The following is a 20,405-nucleotide window of genomic DNA, read 5'->3' on the forward strand; positions in this document are numbered from 1 at the left end:
CGCGCGCCGGCGCCGGGCGCCGGTCTTGGGAATCGGCCGCGCGGCCGCTCAGGTCGTCGCTTTCGTATCGCGCGAGCCGCCGGGCGTGGTCGGCAGATACGACAGCTCGAGCCGGTACGCCAGCGCGACGAACAGGCTTTGCGCGAGGCCCATCGTCGCGGTCAGCGCGCGAAAGCCGAAGGTTGCGCTGTCCTGCACCACCAGCGTCGCCTCCGCGTCGCGCGCGAGCGGGCTCATGCGGCTGTCGGTGATCGCGATCAGGCGCGCGCCGCGCTGCGCGGCCTCCTGCGCGACCTGCACCGTCTCTTCCGCATACGGCATGAACGAAATCGCGATCAGCACGTCGCCGGCCCGCACCGAGCGGATCTGCCCGAGCTGCATGCTGCCGAGCGCGCTGAACAGCCCGATGCGCTTGTCGGTGTGCTGCAGCGCGTAATCGAGGTACACGGCGATCGGAAACGCGCGCCGGGAGCCGGCGATCCAGATCGCCTGGGTTTGCGCCAGCATGTCGACGGCTTGCGCGAACGCCGTCGGATCCAGCGTCTGGTGCAGCTGCTGCATGCCGGCGATGCTGCCCTTGATGAACTCGTCGACGATCTGCCCGGGCTGCAGGCTCGACGAACCCGACTCGATCACGTCGCGCAGCCGCAGGTTGTAGGCGCGCCCCGGCGCGATCTGCTGCGCGAGCCCGTCGCGGAACAGCCGCTGCATTTCGGAGAACCCGGAGAAGCCGAAATGCTTCGCGAAGCGCACCACCGCGGACGGCTGCACCCCGCATTGCTCGGCGAGCGACTGGATGCCTTCGAGGCCAAGCTGGTCCCGCTGCGTCTCGACATGGCGCGCGATCACCTTCAGGCGATTGCTCAGCCCGTCGTACTCCTGCGTCAGACGCTGCAGGAACTGCTCGACGGTGGCGGGAGGTTTCTCGGATGAACTCATCGGATGGCGCGAAGTTGACAGTCCCGGCGCCCGCCAGCTGCGGCGGAGGATCCGGCCCGGGGCTCGGCTGGACACATGCGTGGTGCGCGGATTGTAACCGTTGCGAAGACCACGTCGCCGCGGCGTCGCGCCCACGCGCTCGATCATCACCTGCGTTGCGCTGCACGACAGGTCTGGAAATTATTTTCCAACGCCCGGCCGGCGCCGACAATATTAGGGCGTCTACCGATGCGGGCGCGGGCGCCATACGCGTGAACAAGCGCCGGCGTGCCGGAGCGTCGCTTCGGCACGCGAACCGCGCGGGTCAGCGATAGTCGACCCAGACACCGCCTTCGTCGGCGGAGCGCACGCAGTTTTCGACCCAGCGCACGCCTTCGACGCCGGCGTGCACGTCCGGATAGCGGATGTCCTTCAGCGCCGCCGCGTCGCGCCGGTCGGTCGCGTCCATCGCGAGCGCGAACCGGCTGTACAGGTTCGACCAGGCCTCGAACAAACCTTCCGGATGCCCGGCGCCGATGCGGTCGTCGTGCAGCGCCTGCGGATGCAGGTAGCCCATCCCGCGATCGAGGATTTGCGCAGGTTGCCCCTGGATTTCGTAGCGCAGCTGGTTCGGATGCTCGTCCCACCATTCGACGCTCGCCTTCGAGCCGATCACGCGCACCTTCTGGCTGTGCATCGAGCCGGCGTTCACCGCGCTCGACCACACGTAGCCGATCGCGCCGGTGTCGTATTCCATGATCGTGAACGCGTTGTCCTCGAGCGGCGCGCGGCTCTTCACGAAGCTCTGCCGCGAGCACATCAGCCGCCGGATCTTCAGTTCCGGCGCCATCACTTCGGAGATGTACAGCGGATGCGTGCCGATATCGCCGAGCACGTAGCTCGGCCCCGCGAATGCCGGATCCACGCGCCAGCGGGCGGCCGGGCTCGCGGCCTCGACGCCCTCGCTGTGAAACCCGTGCGCGAACTGCATCTGCACGATGCGAATCTCGCCGAGATCGCCGCGCGCGATCATCTCGCGCGCCTGCTCGATCATCTGGTGCCCCGAGTAGCCGTACGCGACGCCGACGATCTTGCGCTTCTCGACCGACAGCCGCGCGAGTTCCTCGGCCTCGGCGGTCGTGAAGCACAGCGGCTTCTCGCAGACCACGTGCAGCCCGGCGTTCAGCGCCGCGCGGCAGATTTCGAAGTGCGTATTGTTCGGCGTGGCGATCGACACCGCGCGAATGCCGTCCGGGCGGCTCGCCTCGACCTCGAACATCGTCCGGTAGTCGGGATAGCAGCGCTCGGCGGCCACGCCCAGCTTCACGCCGAACTGGCGGCCCCGCTGCGGATCGATGTCGAACGCGCCGGCGACGAGCTGGAAGCTGCCGTCGCGCAGCGCGGCCGAGCGGTGGCTGTAGCCGATCTGGCTGCCGAGGCCGCCGCCGACCATGCCCCACGGAATCGAATGGCCCAGCAGAATCTGTCCGTCGATCATGATGATTAGGTTCCTTGATTGCGTTGCGTGTTCCGGGTCGGGTTCAGGCAAAGCCCGCCGACGCGAGGAAGGCGCGGCTCGCGGCCACGTCGCGCAGGCTCGTGCCCGCGTTGCGCGGGTCGCGCTCCTGCTCGATCGTGATGTAGCCGGCATAGCCGATCTCGTCCAGCGCGCGCTTGATCGCCGGGTAGTCGAGCACGCCCTTGCCGATCGGGCACATCACGCCGCGCGCGCAGGCGGCGAAGAACGCGATGTGCTCCGCCATCACCTGGTCGTAGACGGCCGTATCGATGTCCTTGAAATGGACGTAGTCGAGGCGTTCAGCATGCCGGCGCAACCACGTTTCCGGGTCCATGCCCGAGTAGTGCAGATGGCCCGTGTCGAGGCACAGGCCCGCCGTGCCGGCCGGGATGTCGGCGACGATCCGGTCGATCTCGTCCGCGAATTCGATGTAGCCGCCCGCGTGCGGATGGATCACCGCGCGCACGCCGAACGCGTCGCGCGCGATGTCCGCGATCTGCCGGATATGCTCGATCATGCCCGCCCAGCGTTCGCCGGAGAGCCGCGGCGCGCGATCGGGATGGCCGGCCGCGTAGTCGCGCTCCGGATGCCCCCAGTCCATCACCACCAGGTACGGCGCCGCGTAGCGCTGCCCCGGCTGGGTCGGCAGCGGCGGCAGTTGCCGGATCAGCGCGCAGATTTCGCGCGTCTGCCGCAGCAGGTTCGGCAGGTTCTCCGGCGACACGAGATCGTCGAAGATCGTGCCGGCGGTGATGCTCAAATGCCGCCGCTCCAGCTCGGCGCGCACAACGTCCGGCTCCAGCGGGATATAGCCGTACGGGCCGAGCTCGATGCCCGAATAGCCGGCTTCCGATGCTTCGGCAAGTACGTGCCGCCACGCCGGCAGATGCGGGTTCTTCACGTCGTCGACGCCCCAGCAGCAGGGCGCGCAGCCAATTTTCATCGTCATGTCGGTTCGTCGAGAAGGTAGCCGGCCTGCGGCCGGACGGGTCGAAACCGCGGCGGAATTACGCGGGGATCACGCGGGGATCACGCCGCGTAGAACGCCGGCCGCGCCGCCATCGCGATCGGCTCCACCGCGCCGCTTTGCTGCGCGCGCACGCAGGCGTCCGCGGCCACGGCCGCCGCATAGCCGTCCCACGCCGACGGCCCGGTCAGCGCGCCCTGCTGCACGCCGTCGATGAACGCCTGCAGCTCGACGTCGTACGACGCGATGAAGCGCTCCTTCCAGTCGGTCATGATGGCCGTCGCATGGCTCGCCGCATGCTTCGTCGACACCGCGGGCGGATCGGGCAGCTTCGCGATGCCGTCCTCGCCCACCACCTCGCACTGAATGTCGTAGCCGTACTGGCAGTTGACGAAGATCTCGACGTCGATGCGCACGCCGCGCGCGGTTTCGAGCAGCACGATCTGCGGATCGGCGAGATGCGACGACGCGTGGCGGCTCTTCCTCGGATACACGACCTGGGCGCTCGCATAGTCGTCATCGAGCAGCCAGCGCAGCACGTCGAGCTCGTGGATCAGCGTATCGGTGATCGCCATGTCGGTCGTGTAGCGCTCGCCCACCGACTGGTTGCGGTGCGCGCAATGCAGCATCAGCGGCGCGCCGATCCGGCCGCTCGCGATCACCTGCTTCAGCGCGCGATAGCCTTCGTCGTACGGGCGCATGAAGCCGACCTGCACGAGCCGGCGGCCGTGCGCCTGCTCCGCCTCGACGATCCGCAGGCAGCCCTCGGCGGTGGTCGCGAGCGGCTTCTCGCAGAACACCGGCTTGCCGCGCGCGATCGCCTTCAGCACGAATTCCTCGTGCGTCGGCCCCCACGACGTGACCAGCACCGCCTGCACGTCCGCCGCGTCGATCACGTCGTGCCCGTTGGCATACACCTCGGCCGACAGCCCGTAGGCCGCGACGGCATCGTGCGCGTGGCGGGGCTCGATGTCGGTCACCGCGACCACCTTCGCGCCGGACAGCGTCCGGGTGAGCCGGCGGATGTGATCCTGACCGATCGCGCCGCAGCCGATCACGCCAATCTGCAAAGTCATGTCGTTCTCCATGTTGTCCGACCCGGCACCGTGCGGGTCGCTTATGCATGCACCGGCGCGCTCAATGCGCGGCGGCGCGGAAATACCGGTCCACGTAGTGCTGCATCCGTTCGCGCATGAAGCGCGACGACGCCTCCGCGCGCTCCTCCCACGCGAACACGCACGACGACATCACGCCGTCGAAGCCGGCCTCGCCGAGCGTGCGGAAGAACACGTCCCAGTCGATCTCGCCCTGCCCGATGTCGAGGTGCTGGTGCACGCGGATCTGCGTCGAGCCCGGCGGATTGACGATGTAGCGAAGCTGGCTGCTCTTCTTGTGGTCGAACGTATCGGCCACGCGCACGTGCGCGAGCACCGGCGCGGCCGCGCGGATCATCGCGGCCATGTCGTCGCCGTAGTAGAACGTATGCGGCGCGATGTACGACAGCCTCAGCGCGGGCGAGCCGATGTTCGTGACGATGTCGACGGCCGGCTGCAGCTGCTCGATCCAGTCCTCCGGATGCGGCTCGACCGACAGCGTGATGCCTTCGCGTTCGAGGATCGGCAGCAGCTCGTCCATCGAGCGGAACCACGCGGCTTCGCACATCTCCTTCGGGTTCGCGCCCGGCCGCTCGCCGACCGAGCGCTCCGGCGACGCGCCGCGCCCGAACTCGGACACCATCAGCCGGCAGTCCATTTCGACGGCGACCTCGATCGCCTTCTTCCAGCACCGCACCGCCCATTGCCGCTCGTCGTCGAACGGGCTGGCCCAGCGGTACATCGGCTGCAGCGACGCGAGGCCCACGCCGCTCGCGCGCATCGCCTGCCGGAACGCCGCCATGCGCTCGCGGGTCGCGCGCGGCATCACCCACCAGTCGAGGAAATCGCCGCGCGGCGACAGCTCGATCTGGTCGTAGCCGAGCTCGGCCACCGCATGCGGCAGCCGGTCGAGCGGCAGGTGGCGGATCATGTAGGGATCCAGAGCGATCTTCATTGCGGTTCCTTGAAGCGACTCACGTGACTCGGGCGACGCAGGTGACTCGACCGACGGCGCATCCGCGTCAGCGGCGCCCCTTCTTGTTGCGATACTGGTCGGCGATCACGGCCGCGACGATGATCGCGCCCTTGACCATCTCCTGGTAGTACGCGTCGATGCGGATGAAGGTGAAGCCCGAGGTCATCACGCCGAGGATCAGCACGCCGATCACGGTGCCCGTGACGCGCCCGAGGCCGCCCGACAGCGACGTGCCGCCGATCACGACCGCCGCGATCGCGTCGAGCTCGTACATCACGCCCATGCCGGACTGGCCGGAAATCGCGCGCGCCGCCGTCACGGTGCCCGCGATGCCGCTCAGCAGGCCCGCGATCGCATACACGCAGATCAGGTGGCGGTGCACGTTGATGCCCGACACGATCGCCGCCTGGCGGTTCGCGCCGATCGCGTACGTGTACTTGCCGAAGCGCGTGTAGCGCAGCACCACGTGGAAGATCGCCGCGATCACGAGAAAGATGATCACCGGGTTGGCGCCCGCGCCGATCGCCGCGAACGGGTCGGTCAGCATCGACACCGGCATGCCGTTGGTGAACCATTTCGCGAAGCCGCGTGCGGCCACCATCGTGCCGAGCGTCGCGATGAACGGCGGGATCCCGGTGAACGCGATCAGCGAGCCGTTGAGCAGGCCGACCAGCAGGCCCACGCACACGCCGGCGAGCACCGGCCAGATCACCGGCAGGTCGGTCAGGTGCGGAAACACCGCGCGCGGGAAGTCGGACACCTGCGCGAGGCTGGCGGACACCACCGCCGCGGCGGCCACCACCGATCCCGACGACAGGTCGATGCCGCTCGTGATGATCACGAGGTTCACGCCCACCGCGATGATGCCGATCACCGCCATCTGCAGCACGATGATCTCGAGCCGCTCCACGTTGAAGATGAAGCTCTGGCCGACGACGATCCAGCCGACCACCTCGAAGAACAGGCTGATGCCCACCAGCACGAGGAAGATGCTGAGTTCGGGCGGCCACTTGGCGCGCCGCGTCTTGGCCGTCATGGACTGCGCGTCCGCGATCGAATTGAGATTGCCCATTTCCGTTGTCTCCATACTGTGTTCCGGCTCAGCGCGAGGCGAGATCCATGATGCGCACCTGGTCGGCGTCCTTGCGCTCGACGATGCCGGTCATGCGGCCTTCGTGCATGACCATCACGCGGTCGCTCATGCCGAGCACCTCCGGCATCTCCGACGAGATCATCAGCACCGCGACGCCCTTGCCGGCGAGCGCGCTCACGAGGCGGTGGATCTCGGCCTTCGCGCCGACGTCGATGCCGCGCGTCGGCTCGTCGAGGATCAGGATGCGCGGGCGGGTCAGCAGCCAGCGGCCGATCAGCACCTTCTGCTGGTTGCCGCCCGACAGGTTCTGGATTTCCTCGTGCAGCCCGGGCGCCTTCACCCGCAGCATGCGGCTCATGTCCTCGCAGTCGCGCCTGAGCTGCGCGCGCTGCACGAAGTTGAACTTCACGTAGCGGTTGTGCAGCACCGCCGCTTCCATGTTCGCGAGCAGGTCGAGATTCAGGAAGCAGCCGGTATCCTTGCGGTCCTCGGTCAGGAACGCCATGCCGTGCCGCAGCGCCTGCGCGGGCGAAGCGATCCGCACCGGCTTGCCGTCGATGCGGATCTCGCCGGAAGTCGCCGGCACGACGCCGAACAATGCCTCCGCGACGTTCGAGCGCCCCGAGCCGACGAGGCCCGCGACGCCGAGGATCTCGCCCGCGCGCAGCTCGAAGCTCACGTCGCGGAACACGCCGTCGACGGCGAGATCCTTCACCGACAGCACGACGTCGCCGATCGGCACCTCCTCCTTCGGGAACATCTGCGTGATCTCGCGCCCGACCATCATGCGGATGATGTCGTCGCGCGTGACCTCGGTCGACGCATGCGTGCCGATGTACTTGCCGTCGCGGAACACCGAGAACTCGTCGGCGATCTCGAACAGCTCGTTCATCTTGTGCGTGATGTAGACGATGCCCTTGCCCTGCTCGCGCAGCTGCCGAATGATGCGGAACAGGTGGACGACTTCCTTGTCGGTCAGCGCGGAGGTCGGTTCGTCCATGATCAGCACGTCGGAGTCGAACGACACGGCCTTTGCGATCTCGACCATCTGGCGGCTCGCGACCGTCAGCGTGCGCACCTCGGCGTCCGGATCGACGTCGATCGACAGGCGCTCGAACAGCGCGGCCGTCTGCCGGCGCAGCGCCGCGTGGTCGATCAGGCCGAAGCGGTTCTTCGGTTCGCGGCGGATCCAGATGTTCTCCGCGACCGTCATGTACGGCATCAGGTTGAGTTCCTGATGGATCATCGCGATGCCGCGATCGAGCGCGTCGAGCGGGCCGTTCAGCACGACCGGCTCGCCCTTCAGGCGGATCTCGCCCTTGTCCGGCGTATAGACGCCGGCGATGATCTTCATCAGCGTCGACTTGCCCGCGCCGTTCTCGCCCATCAGCGCATGAACGGTGCCGCGACGCACGCGAAACTGCACGCCGTCGAGCGCGACGACGCCGGGAAACGATTTGCCCACGCCGCGGACTTCCAGCAGGCAGCCGGGATCGGACGGGGCAGGCGTGGCGAACGATGGGAGCGGCGCGTCCGGGCTGGACGACGGCCGATCCCGCTTGGCTGTGAACATGGACGTTCCTCAGGGTGCGCCCGCGGGCCGGTCGGCCGGCCCGCGCGGCTTCGGCGGACTGCCGCTCAGTGCTTGGCGTACTTGCTCATGTTGTCGGGCGTGACGAGCTCGAACGGCACGTTCACGTAGCGCTCCACGCCCTGCTTCTTCGCGAGCTTGAGCGCCGCCGCGACCGACTGCTGGCCCTGCCCCGCCGCGTTCTGGAACACCGACACCTTCAGCTCGCCGCTCTTCATCGACGCGAGGCCGTCGGGCGTCGCATCGATGCCCGCGACGACCGTCTTCGGCGTCCACTTGCGCGCCGCCTTCAGCGCGTTGATCGCGCCGATCGCCATTTCGTCGTTGTTGGACACGATCGCGTCGAACTTCACGCCGGAGCTCAGCCAGTTCATCGTGATGTCCTGGCCCTGCGTGCGGCTCCACTTGCCCTCGCGCTTGTCGACGATCTTCATGCCCGCGCACTCCCTGGTCGCGAGCACCTCCTCGATGTCCTTCGTGCGCGCGCGCGCCGATTCGTTGGACAGCTCGCCCATCAGCACCAGGATGTCGCCCTTGCCGCCGAGCAGCTTGCACACCTGGCGGGCCTGCAGCGTGCCCGACAGCTTCTCGTCGGACGCGACCACCGCGACGCCGGCCGGCAGCTTGTCGAAATCGACCGGCTTGCGGTTCACGTAGACGAGCGGGATCTTCGCTTCGGTGACCATCTTCGTGATCTTCGGCGTCGCGTCGGTGTCCACCGGGTTCACGATGATCGCGTCGACCTTCTGCGCGATCATGTTCTGCACCTGGCTGAGCTGCTTGCCGACGTCGTTGCCGGCATCCTCGACCTGGGTGCCCACGCCGTCCTTCTTCGCCGCGTCGACGATGCCGTTGCGCAGGATGGTCAGGAACGTGTCGTCGAACGACGCCATGGTCACGCCGATCTTCTCGGCATGCGCGAGCGGCATGGCGAGGATCGCGGCGGCGGCGGCAGCCATCAGCTTGGTTTTCATGATCAATCTGTCTCCTCATCTCTGGGATGGAAAACGGTGCGCGGTGCACCGCGAGGCCGGTTCCGATACGGACCGAAGCTTCAGGACGAAACTGTAGAGCACTCCGACTACTTTTTGGAAATTTATTTCTACGTGATTTCACCTAGGGAACTGGATTTCCAAAAACACTAGACTTCGTCCGTAGCCTCGAATTCCCGGCAGGCGGATGGCCGTCGCACGGCGCGCAAGCGTCCGGCACGGCGATCCGCCCGCCCCGCCCTCAATCCGCCGGCAAGGCGCCACGCCGGCCGCGAGCATGACGACTGATATGAGCCCGTTGAACTTTCCGAGTGATCGCCCCGTCGACCTGGCCTGCCTCGGCCGGGTGGCCGTGGACCTTTATGCGCAGCAGTACGGCAGCCGTCTGGAGGACGCGCGCAGCTTCCAGATGTACCTGGGCGGCTCGTCGGGCAACGTGGCGTTCGGCGTCGCGCGCCTGGGGCTGAAGACCGCGATGATCTCGCGCGTCGGCGACGAGCAGATGGGCCGCTTCCTGCGCGAGACGCTCGAGCGCGAAGGCTGCGACACGAGCCAGCTGCAGACCGACCCCGAGCGCCTGACCGCGCTGGTGCTGCTCGGGCTGAAGGATCGCGACACCTTCCCGCTGCTGTTCGTGCGCGAGAACTGCGCGGACATGGCCGTGCGCGCCGACGAGATCCGCGAGGATTTCATCGCCGGCTGCCGCGCGCTGGCGATCACCGGCACCCACCTGTCGACGCCCGGCACGCGCGAGGCGTCGCTCACCGCGCTCGGCTACGCGCGCCGCCACGGCGTCGTGCGCATCCTCGACATCGACTACCGCCCGGTGCTGTGGGGCCTGACCGGGCGCGGCGCCGGCGAGAACCGCTACGTCGCCGACGAGCAGGTGTCGCGGCAGCTGCAGCAGGTGCTCGGCGAGTTCGACCTGCTGGTCGGCACCGAGGAGGAATTCCTGATCGCCGGCGGCGTGCCGCACGACCTGATCGCGTCGCTGCGCGCGGTGCGGCGGGCCAGCGGCGCGGTGCTGGTGGTCAAGCGCGGCGCGCTCGGCTGCTGCGTGATCGAGGGCGACATCCCCGAGCGCATCGACGACGCGCCGACCTATGCGGGCGAGCGCGTCGAGGTGCTGAACGTGCTCGGCGCCGGCGACGCGTTCCTGTCCGGGCTGCTGTCGGGGCTGCTGCGCGGCCGGGGCTGGGCCGAATCGACCCGCATCGCGAACGCGTGCGGCGCGATCGTCGTGTCGCGCCACGCATGCTCGGCCGCGATGCCGACGCCCGCCGAGCTGGACCACTGGTTCGACGGCAGCCGCAACCCCGTCGTCGACGCGGATCGCGAGCTCGCGCACCTGCATCGCGTGACGGTCGCGCGCCGCGACTGGAACGACCTGTGCGTGATGGCGTTCGACCACCGCAGCCAGTTCTACGAGCTGTCGGTGCAGGCCGGCGCCGACGAAGCGCGGATCAAGACGCTCAAGCGGCTGCTGGTGCGCGCCGCCGAGCAGGTCGAGCGCGATCGGGGCATCGAGGGCCATGTCGGCGTGCTGATCGACGGCGGCGCGTACGGCAGCGACGCGCTCGCGTCCGCGACCGGGCGCGGCTGGTGGGTCGGGCGGCCCGTCGAGCTGCCGGGCTCGCGGCCGCTGCGCTTCGACGACACGCGCTCGGTCGGCTCCACGCTCACCCACTGGCCGACCGAACAGGTCGTGAAGTGCCTCGTCCACTATCACCCGGACGATCCGGTCGACCTGCGCGTCGCGCAGGAGCAGCGCGTGCTCGAACTGTGGGAAGCGACCCGCGCGAGCGGCAACGAGCTGCTGCTGGAGATCATTCCGCCGCGCGCGGTCACGCCGGCCGGCACCGAGGACGACGCGGTGCTGCGCACGGTCGCGCGCTTCTACAACCTCGGCGTGCGGCCCGAATGGTGGAAGCTCGCGCCGATGAGCGCCGACGGCTGGACACGGCTCGCGGCGCTCGTCGCCGAGCGCGACCGGCATTGCCGCGGCGCGGTGATCCTCGGGCTGAACCAGCCGCTGCAATACCTGGTCGACAGCTTCCGCTTCGCGACCAACCCGATCGTGAAGGGCTTCATGGTGGGCCGCACGCTGTGGGCGGACGCGTCGCTGAAATGGCTCGCCGGCGAGCGCGATGACCAGGCGTTCATCGACGAGGTGGCCGGCAATTTCGCGCAGCTGGTCGACGCGTGGCTGGCGCGCCGCGCGCTCGCTCAGCCCGCGGCCTGAGCCCCCGCGCCGGCACGCCGGCACGATTAACGAGAACGAACGACAGACGATGACGACAACCGTGAGACTGACCGTCAGCCAGGCGCTGGTGCGCTACCTGGCCGCGCTGCGGGCCGAAGTGATCCAGCCCGACGGCCGCACCGAGATCCTGCCGTATTGCGGCGGGGTATTCGCGATCTTCGGGCACGGCAACGTGGCCGGGCTCGGCGAGGCGCTGCACGCCGAGCGGGACCGGCTGCCGACCTACCGCGCGCACAACGAGCAAGGGATGGCGAACGCGGCGGTCGCGTTCGCGAAAACGCACTTCCGCCAGCGGATGATGGCCGTGACCTCGAGCATCGGCCCCGGCGCGACCAACATGCTGACCTCGGCGGCGCTCGCGCACGTCGCGCGGCTGCCGCTGCTGCTGCTGCCGGGCGACGTGTTCGTGTCGCGCCAGCCCGACCCCGTGCTGCAGCAGGTCGAGAGCTTCGAGCAGGGCGACGTCAGCGCGAACGACTGCTTCCGCCCGGTGACCCGCTACTTCGACCGGATCACGTCGCCCGAGCAGCTGCTGGTGGCGCTGCCGCGCGCGATCCAGGTGCTGACCGACCCGGCGCAATGCGGGCCCGTGTGCCTCGCGCTGCCGCAGGACGTGCAGACCTTCGCATACGACTGGCCGGAAGATTTCTTCGCGCCGCTGCTGATCCGGATGCGCCGCCAGCCGGCCGACGCCGTCGAGCTGGCCGACGCGATCGACCTGCTGAAATCCGCGAACAAGCCGCTGATCGTCGCCGGCGGCGGCGTGCTCTACAGCCAGGCGTGGGATGCGCTGCGCGCGTTTGCCGACGCGCATGGCGTGCCGGTCGCCGAATCGCAGGCCGGCAAGGGCAGCCTCGCGTGGGACCACCCGCTGAACCTCGGCGCGATCGGCGTGACGGGCTCGCCCGCCGCGAACCGCGCGGCCGCGCAATGCGACGTGGTGCTGGCGGTCGGCACCCGGCTGCAGGACTTCACGACCGGCTCGCACGCGCTGTTCGGCCATGCGCAGCTGCTGAGCCTGAACGTGCAGCCGTTCGATGCGGGCAAGAAGCGCGGCCGGCAGCTCGTCGCGGACGCCCGCACCGGGCTCGGCCAGGTGTCCGCCGCGCTGGCCGGCTGGCAGGCCGACCCGGCGTGGACGGCCGGCTGCCGCGACCAGGCCGCCGCGTGGGTCGCGCGCGTGACCGAGCTGACCGCAAACGTGCCGCAGGACACGCTGCCGTACGACGCCGAGGTCATCGGCGCGGTGCGCGAATCGGCCGCCGACGCGGGCCGCGACAGCGCGCGCGACGATCTCGTCGTGTGCGCGGCCGGCACGCTGCCGGCCGAGCTGCACAAGCTGTGGCGCAGCGGCGTGCCGGGCAACTACCACATGGACTACGCGTATTCGTGCATGGGCTACGAGGTCGCGGGCGGCCTCGGCGCGAAGCTCGCGCGGCCGGAGCGCGAAGTGATCGTGATCGTCGGCGACGGCTCGTACATGATGCTCAACGCCGAGCTCGCAACGTCTGTGATGCTCGGCCGCAAGATCATCGTCGTGATCCTCGACAACCGCGGCTACGGCTGCATCGAGCGGCTGCAGCTCAAGTGCGGCGGCGCGAGCTTCAACAACATGCTCGACGACTGCGTGCCGGAAGGCGGCGCGCGCTCGACGATCGATTTCGCGATGCATGCGCGCGCGCTCGGCGCCGACGCCGTGCACGTGCGCGACGTCGCCGAACTGCGCCGCGAGATGCGCCGCGCGCGCGCGGCCACGATCAGCCAGGTGCTCGTGATCGACACGACCCATCACCGCACGACCGACGACGGCGGCGCATGGTGGGAGGTGGCCGTGCCGCAGGTCTCCGCCCGCCCCGACGTCGAACGCGCGCATCGCGCGTATCTCGACGCGAAAACCCGACAGCGGCGCTGACGCGCAGCCTCCGTGCGCCTCGCGCGCCCTCACCCGAACACCCAAGGAAGCCCCCCATGAGCTGGAACGTACGCATCGGCATCAATCCCCTGTCGTGGATGAACGACGACCTGCCGTCGCTCGGCGGCGAGACGCCGCTCGAAACGGCGCTGAAGGAAGGCGCGGAGATCGGCTATGCCGGCTTCGAGCTCGGCAACAAGTTTCCGAAGACGGGCCCCGCGCTGAAGGCGAAGCTGGCCGAGTACGGCCTCGTGTGCGTGTCCGGCTGGTACTCGGGCTTTCTCGCCGAAGTGCCGGCCGGCATGAGCGACGCGGACGCGGTGGCCGCCGAGATCGAGCGCTGCCACGCGCACCTCGCCAAGCTGCAGTACAACGACGTGAAGGTGGTGGTCTACGGCGAGTGCGCGGGCACGATCCAGGGCAACATCGACACGCCGGTCGCGAAGCGGCCGCGCTTCGTCGACGACGCCGCATGGCGGCGCTACGCCGAGCGGCTGAACGCGTTCGGCGCGCACCTCGTCGCCACCTACGGCATCAAGCTCGCGTATCACCACCACATGGGCGCGTACGTCGAATCGCCCGACGACGTCGACCGCCTGATGGCGCTCACCGATCCGGCGAAGGTGTTCCTGCTGTTCGACACCGGGCATGCATACTTCGGCGGCGCGTCCGACCCGGTCGCGCTGCTGAAGAAGCACGTCGCGCGCGTCGTCCACGTGCATTGCAAGGACGTGCGGGCGCAGGTGGTCACGCAGGCGCGCAACGACGGCTGGAGCTTCCTGAACGGCGTGATCAACGGCACCTTCACCGTGCCGGGCGACGGCGCGCTCGACTATGAAGCGACGCTGCGCACGCTGCGCGACGCCGGCTACGAAGGCTGGCTGGTGGTCGAGGCCGAGCAGGATCCCGCCGTCGCGCCGAGCTACCAGTACGCGAAGAAGGGCTACGACACGCTGCGCGCGATCGTCGACCGGCTGAGCGCCTGAGCCCCCTGTCACCGATTTGCGGAGCCGCTTCCATGACGATCTCTCCCCTGCTGGTCAAGGCATCGCCCGACCGGGAAATCTGCAACGTCACGCCTGAATCGGCCGGCTGGAAACACGTCGGCTTTCGCGTGCTGCGCCTGAAGGCCGGCGAGCACGAGACCGTCGACACCGGCACGCGCGAGCTGTGCGTGGTCGTGCTGACCGGCACGGTGCGCGCGGAAACCGGCGGTGCGACCTACGACGGCCTCGGCAAGCGCGACAGCGTGTTCGAGGACGTGTCGCCGGACGCGCTGTACGTGCCGGGCGGCCACACCGTAACCGTCACCGCGACGCGCGACGCCGAAATCGCGCTGTGCACCGCGCCGTACGTGAGCGGCGACAAGGCGGTGCATCGGCTCGACGGCGAGCGCATGCGGCGGATGGTGCGCGGCAAGGGCACCAACACGCGCTACGTGTGCGACATCCTGATGGGCGACAACCCGGCGGCCGACCGGCTGCTCGTGGTCGAGGTGATCACGCCGGCCAGCCATTCGAGCAGCTATCCGCCGCACAAGCACGACCGCGACGCGGCGCCGGAGGAAACCGTGCTCGAGGAAACCTACTATCACCGGATCGACCCGCCGCAGGGTTTCGCGTTCCAGCGCGTGTACACCGACGACCGCAGCCTCGACGAGGCGTGCGTGGTCGAGAACCACGACGTCGTGATGGTGCCGCGCGGCTATCACCCGGTGGTCGCGCCGCACGGCTACAACCTGTACTACCTGAACGTGATGGCCGGGCCGAGCCGCGCATGGGCGTTCAAGAACGACCCGGCGCACGAGTGGATGCTCGAGCCGCCGGCGGGCGGCTGAGCCCGCGCGGCCGTCGGCGCATGGCGCGCACGGCGGCCGGCGGGCGGGCAGACGCGACATGCCGCGACAGGAGGCAACGATGAGGCCATTCTTCCGCATCGAGGACGAGACATTCGAGCAGCAGGCGTCAAGCACGATGCTGCCGAGCTTCAACGCCGACGCCGCGCGCCGGCTCGGCGACATCGCCGTCAACCTTGCATCGCGCCGCGGGCTGCCGATCGCGGTGAGCGTGGTGTCCGCACGCGGGCCGCTGTTTTATTGCGCGCTCGACGGCAGCGGCGCGGAGGATTGCGAAGCGATCCGCCGCCGGCAGAACACGGTGTTGCGGTTCGGCAAGAGCTCGCTCGAAGTCGGCGCGAGCTTCGCGCGTTCGGGCCGCTCGCTGCACACCGAGGGGCTGTCCGGCGACGACTATGCGCTGGACGGCGGCGGCGTGCCGCTGTGCGTCGCGCATGCGGGGCTCGTCGGCGCGATGACGATCGCGGGGCTCGATTCGGTCCGCAACCACGCGCTCGCCGTCGAGAGCCTGCGCTGGTACGTCGGCGCGGCCGGCATGCTGCGGATCGCGTAGCCGCCGCCGGTCGGCGCCTTCACCTGGCGTGCTGCGCGCCGGCTCGACGGCGGGCCGGCACGCCTTTCGCTCAGTGCAGGCCGCCGCTCGCCACGATGCGCTCGCCGGTCAGCCAGCGCGCATCGTCCGACGCGAGAAACACCGCGATCGAGGCGATGTCGTCCGGTTGCCCGAGGCGGCCCAGCGGCGTCTGGGCGCGCACCTGCGTTTCGAGGTCGGAGCCGATGATCCCCGCGCTGTGCGTGCCTTCGGTCACCACCATGCCCGGATTGATCGCGTTCACGCGAATCTTGCGCGGGCCGAGTTCGAGCGAGAGCACGCCGGTGATGGCGTCCACGGCGCCCTTCGTGCCGCTGTACACCGCGCTGGCCGGCGGCGTGATGCTGGTCACCACCGAGCTGATGTTGATGATGCTCGCGCCTTCGCCGAGGTGCTTCACGGCCGCCTGCGTCGTCAGCAGCAGCCCGAGCACGTTCGTGTCGAACTGCTTGCGGAAATGTTCCTCGGTGATCGCTTCGATCGGCGCGAATTCGTACACGCCGGAATTGTTGACGAGGACGTCGAGACGGCCATAGGTCTCGATCGCCGTGTCGATAATGCGCTGCGCGTCGGCCGCCTTCGTCACGTCGCCGCCGACAGCGATCGCCTTGCCGTCGGCCGCCGTGATCGCGCTCACGACCGCATCGGCGCCGGCCTTGCTGCTCGCATAGTTGACGACGACCGACGCCCCTTCGGCGGCGAGCGCCTTGGCAATCGCGGCCCCGATGCCCTTGGAGCCGCCCGTCACGATCGCTACCTTGCCCGAAAGCTTGCTCATGATTTCTATCCTCAGTCTGATGTCTTACCCATGGTCGGACCGGCTGTCGATGCGAAGCAGGCAGCCGGCGATGGTGCAAATCTAGGCGCTTTGTCGGCGGCGATAAAGCGGCTTGCGACGAATTGAGTTGCGGGACCGGCCGAACAATCGATCAAGAAGCGCATCCGGTGCCCGACCCCGACGCGGTGGCGGCCGGAAACACGCGATAGCGGCACCAGCGGCACGAGGCGGTGAAGAATACGCCCGCCGCCGTCACCCCGCGCTCAGCCACGTATCGGCGACCTCCCCGCCGATCCCGTCGAGCGCGCCGTCGTACACGATCCTGCCCCGCCCCATCACCGCGACCCGCCCGGTCAGCCGCGGCGCGAGCTGCAGCCGCTGCTCGATCAGCACGATCGCGACGCCGTCCGCCTGCAGCGCCGCGAGACACGCGCCGACCTCGTCGACCGCGAGCGGCGCGAGCCCTTCCGCGGGCTCGTCGACGATCAGCATGCGCGGCTCGCCCGCCAGCGCGCGCACCAGCGCGAGCACCTGCTGCTCGCCGCCCGACAGCCGCCCCGCCTTCACGTCCGCACGCGCGGCGAGCATCGGGAAGCGCGCGAACAGCCGGTCGAGCGCCGCGCCGGCCCGCGCGCCGCCCGCATCGCGCAGGCCGAGACGCAGGTTGTCGCGCACGCTCAGCAGCGCAAACACGTCGCGGCTCTCGGCCACGTACGCGACGCCGCGCCGCGCGATCTCGAAGGTGCGCGCGCCCGCGCATTCGACGCCCGCGATCCGCACCGAGCCAGCCGTGCGCACGAGCCCCATCACCGCCTTCGCGAGCGTCGAGCGCCCCGCGCCGTTGCGGCCGATCAGCGCGAGCGTTTCGCCCGGCGCGAGCGCGAGCTCGACCCCGTCGAGCACGGGCTGCATCCCGTACCACGCGCGCAGGCCGCGGATCTCGAGCAGCGCGCTCATGCGCAGCCCTCGCCGAGATAGGCCGCGCGCACCGCCGGATCGGCGCGGATCGCCTCCGGCGCGCCGGTCGCGATCACAGCGCCGCGCACGAGCACCGTGATCCGCTCCGCGAAGCCGAACACCGCATCCATGTCGTGCTCGATCATCAGCACCGTGCGGCCCTGCGTGGTCGTGCGGATCAGCTCGACCATCCGCGCGGCCTGTGCGCGGCTCATGCCGGCGGTCGGCTCGTCGAGCAGCAGCGTGCGCGCGCCGCTCGCGAGCGCGATGCCGAGATCGAGCGCGCGCTGCTCCGCGTAGCCGAGCGCGGCGGCCGGCGTGTCGCGGTACGCGTCGAGGCCCACCTCGCGCAGCACCTGCGCGGCCGCGCGGTCGACCGACGCGGATTCGCGCAGCCGGTTCCACCAGCGCCGCCGCTCCGCTGGCGCATGCAGCGCCGCGCAGCGCAGGTTGTCGAAGACGGTAAGGCGCGCGAACGCGCTCGTCTGCTGGAAGCTGCGGCCGACGCCGAGCCGGCTCGCGGCAACGGGCCCGCGCCCGCGCAGGTCGACGCCATGCAGCACGACGCGCCCGCGCGCCGGCCGCACGGCGCCCGCGATCACGTCGAACAGCGTCGACTTGCCCGCGCCGTTCGGCCCGATCAGCGCATGGCGCTCGCCGGCCGCGACGCACAGCTCGACGCCGTCGAGCACCGTCTGCGCGCCGAAGCGCTGCGTGATGCCGTGCAAGGCGACTGCGTTGCCGTTCATCGCGGGTCTCCATGCGCGTCGCGCGCGAGCGCGCGCCGGCCGCGCCACAGCAGCGCGCCGAGGCCCGCCAGCGCCAGCGCCGCCGCCCAGCCGAGCGGCGCACCGCCGTCGACGCGCACGATGCCGAGGAGCATGGCCGACGCGCCGTCGTCCTGCGCGAAGCGCCACGCATAACCGAGTTCCGCCGCGCAGACGACGGCGACGCACCAGCACAGGCTCGCGGCGCAGCCGAACAGCGTGCGCCGCCGCACGGCCGCCGGCGCGCCGGGCCGCAGCGCATGCGCGATGTCGGCCGCGAGGCCCGCGAGCCCGCGCGGCGCGGCCACCACGACGACGACGAACAGCAGGCCCAGATACAGCGCCCACGCGCGCGACACGCCCGCGACCGCGACGCTCAGCGCCGTCAGCACGGCCGCGCCCGCCGCCGGCCCGAAGAACGAGCCGGTGCCGCCGATCACCGCCGCGATCAGCACGGTCGCCGAGCGGGCCATCGCGACGCTGTCGGGCGTCGCGAGTTCGACGTCGATCAGCGTGAGCGTGCCGGCCACGCCCGCGAAGAACGACGCGCACGCGACCATCGCGAGCCGCACGCGGCGTGGATCGGTGCCGAGCGCGGCGACCCGCGCCGGGTTGTCGCGCACCGCGTTCGCGAGACGCGCGAACGGCGTGCGCGTCAGCGCGCGCATCGCGAACGCGCTGCCCACGCACCAGGCGGCGATTACCGCATACGCATGCGCCGGCGCGCCGAACTGCCAGCCGAACCACGACGTGCCGGCCGCACGGTCGATCGGCACGCCGCCGACGCCGCCGAACCATCCTGGCACGCTCCACGCGGCGGCCGCGACGCATTCGCCGAGGCCGAGCGTGATCATCGCGAACGCGGTGCCCGCGCGGCGCGTCGCGAGCAGGCCGAACAGCAGGCCGAACGCCGCTCCCGCCATGCCGCCGACGAGCGGCAGCAGCGGCAGCGGCCCGCCGAAGCGGTTGAACCAGTGCGCGGCCGCGAACGCGCCGAGGCCCGCGAACGCCGCATGGCCGAACGACAGCAGGCCGGTGGTGCCGAGCTGCAGGTTGTACGACAGCGCGAGCACGACGAGCGTGGCGGTCTGCGCGAGATAGCCGAGCATCGCGCCGTGCGGCCACAGCCACGCGGGCAGCACGAGACAGCCGGCGAACAGCGCCCAGCGCAGCCCGTCCGGATGCGCGCGGCTACGCATCGGCGCGCTCGCCGAACAGCCCGCGCGGGCGCGCGACCAGCACCGCGACGAGCAGCAGGTACGGCACGAGCGGCGCGAGTTGCGCGATCGTCACCGTGGCCATGCTGTCGGGCAGCAGCACGCCCGCCCACTGCGCGAGCGCGCGCAGCGACGTGTCGCTCGCGGCCGCGAAGGTCTGCGCGAACCCGACCGCGAGCGACGCGACGAACGCGCCGCCGAGCGAGCCCAGCCCGCCGATCACCACGACCGCGAACACGATCGAGCCGACCGTCTCGGCGAGCGCGGGCTCGATCACCGCGAGCGGCGCGCCGATCACGCCGGCCAGCGCCGCGAGCGCGGTGCCTGCGCCGAACAGGCCCGTCATCAGGCGCGGCACGTCGTAGCCGAGCGCTTCGACCGCGGTGCGATGCGTCAGCGCCGCGCGCACGACGAGCCCGATGCGCGACGCGCGCAAGAGCACCGCGAGCGCGACCAGCATCGCCGTCGACATCGCCATCATGAACAGCCGGTAGCGCGGCAGCGCGACGCCGAACACCGTCACCGGCGCGCCGTCGAACAGCGGCGGCACCGGCGCGGGCAGCGGCGCAAGGCCCCAGGCGAGCTTCGCGCCCTCGCCGATCAGGTACGCGAGCCCGAAGGTCAGCAGCAGCTCGCTCGTGTGGCCGCGCGCCTGCACGCGGCGCAGCAGCCAGCGTTCGCAGCCCGCGCCCATCAGGCCGACCGCGAGCGGCGCGAGCACGAGCGCCGGCCAGAAGCCCGCGCGCGCGGCGATGCTGTAGCCGACATACGCGCCGAGCATGTAGAAGCTCGCATGCGCGAAGTTGAGCACGCCCTGCACGCTGAAGATCAGCGTGAGGCCCGCCGACAGCATGAACAGCAGCAAACCGTAGCTGAGGCCGTTGAAGGCCTGGATCGCGAACGCCTGCACCGCG

At 70.1% G+C, this 20,405-nt stretch carries 18 protein-coding genes; 5 read left to right on the plus strand and 13 right to left on the minus strand.

What is annotated here, in order from left to right; all coding sequences use genetic code 11:
- Positions 1 to 48: 48 nt before the first annotated feature.
- From HWY45_RS17290 to HWY45_RS17325, 8 genes are all read right to left on the minus strand, one after another.
- Positions 49 to 939: a MurR/RpiR family transcriptional regulator gene (locus tag HWY45_RS17290; RefSeq protein WP_059567112.1), complete on the minus strand. Its 891-nt coding sequence runs from the start codon at positions 937 to 939 to the stop codon at positions 49 to 51.
- Positions 940 to 1,243: 304 nt separating this feature from the next.
- Complete coding sequence (locus HWY45_RS17295; protein WP_059885617.1) at positions 1,244 to 2,416, minus strand: Gfo/Idh/MocA family protein; 1,173 nt, start codon at positions 2,414 to 2,416, stop codon at positions 1,244 to 1,246.
- Positions 2,417 to 2,459: 43 nt separating this feature from the next.
- Positions 2,460 to 3,386 (minus strand): TIM barrel protein, encoded by a 927-nt coding sequence (locus HWY45_RS17300; RefSeq protein ID WP_059885615.1) that lies wholly within the window; start codon positions 3,384 to 3,386, stop codon positions 2,460 to 2,462.
- Positions 3,387 to 3,466: 80 nt separating this feature from the next.
- Positions 3,467 to 4,480 carry a bifunctional inositol 2-dehydrogenase/D-chiro-inositol 1-dehydrogenase gene (iolG, locus tag HWY45_RS17305; RefSeq protein WP_059805628.1) on the minus strand — a complete coding sequence of 338 codons (1,014 nt, stop codon included), beginning with the start codon at positions 4,478 to 4,480 and terminating at the stop codon, positions 3,467 to 3,469.
- A gap of 61 nt (positions 4,481 to 4,541) precedes the next feature.
- A complete protein-coding gene (locus tag HWY45_RS17310; protein WP_059885614.1) occupies positions 4,542 to 5,453 on the minus strand; it encodes a sugar phosphate isomerase/epimerase family protein in 912 nt (303 codons plus the stop codon).
- A 67-nt stretch (positions 5,454 to 5,520) separates the two neighbouring features.
- On the minus strand, positions 5,521 to 6,546 hold the full coding sequence (locus HWY45_RS17315; RefSeq protein WP_059805538.1) for an ABC transporter permease: 1,026 nt from the start codon (positions 6,544 to 6,546) through the stop codon (positions 5,521 to 5,523).
- Between the two features lie 28 nt (positions 6,547 to 6,574).
- Positions 6,575 to 8,140, minus strand: coding sequence for a sugar ABC transporter ATP-binding protein (locus tag HWY45_RS17320; protein ID WP_059885612.1), 1,566 nt, complete (start codon positions 8,138 to 8,140; stop codon positions 6,575 to 6,577).
- Between the two features lie 65 nt (positions 8,141 to 8,205).
- Positions 8,206 to 9,132: a sugar ABC transporter substrate-binding protein gene (locus HWY45_RS17325; protein ID WP_059567100.1), complete on the minus strand. Its 927-nt coding sequence runs from the start codon at positions 9,130 to 9,132 to the stop codon at positions 8,206 to 8,208.
- 307 nt (positions 9,133 to 9,439) lie between these two features.
- Here HWY45_RS17325 and HWY45_RS17330 point away from each other — a divergent pair, with 307 nt between their 5' ends.
- The 5 genes from HWY45_RS17330 (at position 9,440) to HWY45_RS17350 (ending at position 15,733) form a co-directional block, all read left to right on the plus strand.
- Positions 9,440 to 11,392: a bifunctional 5-dehydro-2-deoxygluconokinase/5-dehydro-2-deoxyphosphogluconate aldolase gene (locus HWY45_RS17330; protein WP_059885680.1), complete on the plus strand. Its 1,953-nt coding sequence runs from the start codon at positions 9,440 to 9,442 to the stop codon at positions 11,390 to 11,392.
- Positions 11,393 to 11,441: 49 nt separating this feature from the next.
- Positions 11,442 to 13,325, plus strand: a complete 1,884-nt coding sequence (gene iolD, locus HWY45_RS17335) for a 3D-(3,5/4)-trihydroxycyclohexane-1,2-dione acylhydrolase (decyclizing) (protein ID WP_059885610.1) — start codon at positions 11,442 to 11,444, stop codon at positions 13,323 to 13,325.
- A gap of 56 nt (positions 13,326 to 13,381) precedes the next feature.
- Positions 13,382 to 14,311 carry a myo-inosose-2 dehydratase gene (gene iolE, locus HWY45_RS17340; protein ID WP_059885608.1) on the plus strand — a complete coding sequence of 310 codons (930 nt, stop codon included), beginning with the start codon at positions 13,382 to 13,384 and terminating at the stop codon, positions 14,309 to 14,311.
- A 32-nt stretch (positions 14,312 to 14,343) separates the two neighbouring features.
- Positions 14,344 to 15,162, plus strand: coding sequence for a 5-deoxy-glucuronate isomerase (iolB, locus tag HWY45_RS17345; protein ID WP_059885606.1), 819 nt, complete (start codon positions 14,344 to 14,346; stop codon positions 15,160 to 15,162).
- A 79-nt stretch (positions 15,163 to 15,241) separates the two neighbouring features.
- Complete coding sequence (locus HWY45_RS17350) at positions 15,242 to 15,733, plus strand: heme-degrading domain-containing protein (RefSeq protein WP_059885604.1); 492 nt, start codon at positions 15,242 to 15,244, stop codon at positions 15,731 to 15,733.
- A gap of 70 nt (positions 15,734 to 15,803) precedes the next feature.
- Here the strand turns inward: HWY45_RS17350 and HWY45_RS17355 are convergent, their stop codons facing one another.
- The 5 genes from HWY45_RS17355 to HWY45_RS17375 all read right to left on the minus strand — a co-directional run bounded on the left by HWY45_RS17355 (position 15,804) and on the right by HWY45_RS17375 (position 20,401).
- Positions 15,804 to 16,550 carry a glucose 1-dehydrogenase gene (locus tag HWY45_RS17355; protein ID WP_059885602.1) on the minus strand — a complete coding sequence of 249 codons (747 nt, stop codon included), beginning with the start codon at positions 16,548 to 16,550 and terminating at the stop codon, positions 15,804 to 15,806.
- Between the two features lie 252 nt (positions 16,551 to 16,802).
- Positions 16,803 to 17,507, minus strand: a complete 705-nt coding sequence (locus HWY45_RS17360) for an ABC transporter ATP-binding protein (RefSeq protein ID WP_059885600.1) — start codon at positions 17,505 to 17,507, stop codon at positions 16,803 to 16,805.
- Positions 17,504 to 18,256 carry an ABC transporter ATP-binding protein gene (locus HWY45_RS17365; protein ID WP_059885598.1) on the minus strand — a complete coding sequence of 251 codons (753 nt, stop codon included), beginning with the start codon at positions 18,254 to 18,256 and terminating at the stop codon, positions 17,504 to 17,506. The genes HWY45_RS17360 and HWY45_RS17365 overlap by 4 nt, the downstream gene beginning before the upstream one ends.
- Complete coding sequence (locus HWY45_RS17370) at positions 18,253 to 19,473, minus strand: branched-chain amino acid ABC transporter permease (RefSeq protein ID WP_060046136.1); 1,221 nt, start codon at positions 19,471 to 19,473, stop codon at positions 18,253 to 18,255. Before HWY45_RS17370 ends, HWY45_RS17365 begins: the two co-directional genes overlap by 4 nt.
- Positions 19,466 to 20,401: a branched-chain amino acid ABC transporter permease gene (locus HWY45_RS17375; RefSeq protein WP_059885594.1), complete on the minus strand. Its 936-nt coding sequence runs from the start codon at positions 20,399 to 20,401 to the stop codon at positions 19,466 to 19,468. Before HWY45_RS17375 ends, HWY45_RS17370 begins: the two co-directional genes overlap by 8 nt.
- Positions 20,402 to 20,405 lie beyond the last annotated feature (4 nt).

It is taken from the genome of Burkholderia stagnalis (genome assembly GCF_902830275.1).
GTDB classification, from domain to species: Bacteria; Pseudomonadota; Gammaproteobacteria; order Burkholderiales; family Burkholderiaceae; genus Burkholderia; species Burkholderia stagnalis.

What these genes read in the sequence shown, in the direction of transcription:
- HWY45_RS17290 (WP_059567112.1), bottom strand. Translation starts at nt 939, where the DNA reads ATGAGTTCATCCGAGAAACCTCCCGCCACCGTCGAGCAGTTCCTGCAG.
- HWY45_RS17295 (WP_059885617.1), bottom strand. Translation starts at nt 2,416, where the DNA reads ATGATCGACGGACAGATTCTGCTGGGCCATTCGATTCCGTGGGGCATG.
- HWY45_RS17300 (WP_059885615.1), bottom strand. Translation starts at nt 3,386, where the DNA reads ATGACGATGAAAATTGGCTGCGCGCCCTGCTGCTGGGGCGTCGACGAC.
- iolG (WP_059805628.1), bottom strand. Translation starts at nt 4,480, where the DNA reads ATGACTTTGCAGATTGGCGTGATCGGCTGCGGCGCGATCGGTCAGGAT.
- HWY45_RS17310 (WP_059885614.1), bottom strand. Translation starts at nt 5,453, where the DNA reads ATGAAGATCGCTCTGGATCCCTACATGATCCGCCACCTGCCGCTCGAC.
- HWY45_RS17315 (WP_059805538.1), bottom strand. Translation starts at nt 6,546, where the DNA reads ATGGGCAATCTCAATTCGATCGCGGACGCGCAGTCCATGACGGCCAAG.
- HWY45_RS17320 (WP_059885612.1), bottom strand. Translation starts at nt 8,140, where the DNA reads ATGTTCACAGCCAAGCGGGATCGGCCGTCGTCCAGCCCGGACGCGCCG.
- HWY45_RS17325 (WP_059567100.1), bottom strand. Translation starts at nt 9,132, where the DNA reads ATGAAAACCAAGCTGATGGCTGCCGCCGCCGCCGCGATCCTCGCCATG.
- HWY45_RS17330 (WP_059885680.1), top strand. Translation starts at nt 9,440, where the DNA reads ATGAGCCCGTTGAACTTTCCGAGTGATCGCCCCGTCGACCTGGCCTGC.
- iolD (WP_059885610.1), top strand. Translation starts at nt 11,442, where the DNA reads ATGACGACAACCGTGAGACTGACCGTCAGCCAGGCGCTGGTGCGCTAC.
- iolE (WP_059885608.1), top strand. Translation starts at nt 13,382, where the DNA reads ATGAGCTGGAACGTACGCATCGGCATCAATCCCCTGTCGTGGATGAAC.
- iolB (WP_059885606.1), top strand. Translation starts at nt 14,344, where the DNA reads ATGACGATCTCTCCCCTGCTGGTCAAGGCATCGCCCGACCGGGAAATC.
- HWY45_RS17350 (WP_059885604.1), top strand. Translation starts at nt 15,242, where the DNA reads ATGAGGCCATTCTTCCGCATCGAGGACGAGACATTCGAGCAGCAGGCG.
- HWY45_RS17355 (WP_059885602.1), bottom strand. Translation starts at nt 16,550, where the DNA reads ATGAGCAAGCTTTCGGGCAAGGTAGCGATCGTGACGGGCGGCTCCAAG.
- HWY45_RS17360 (WP_059885600.1), bottom strand. Translation starts at nt 17,507, where the DNA reads ATGAGCGCGCTGCTCGAGATCCGCGGCCTGCGCGCGTGGTACGGGATG.
- HWY45_RS17365 (WP_059885598.1), bottom strand. Translation starts at nt 18,256, where the DNA reads ATGAACGGCAACGCAGTCGCCTTGCACGGCATCACGCAGCGCTTCGGC.
- HWY45_RS17370 (WP_060046136.1), bottom strand. Translation starts at nt 19,473, where the DNA reads ATGCGTAGCCGCGCGCATCCGGACGGGCTGCGCTGGGCGCTGTTCGCC.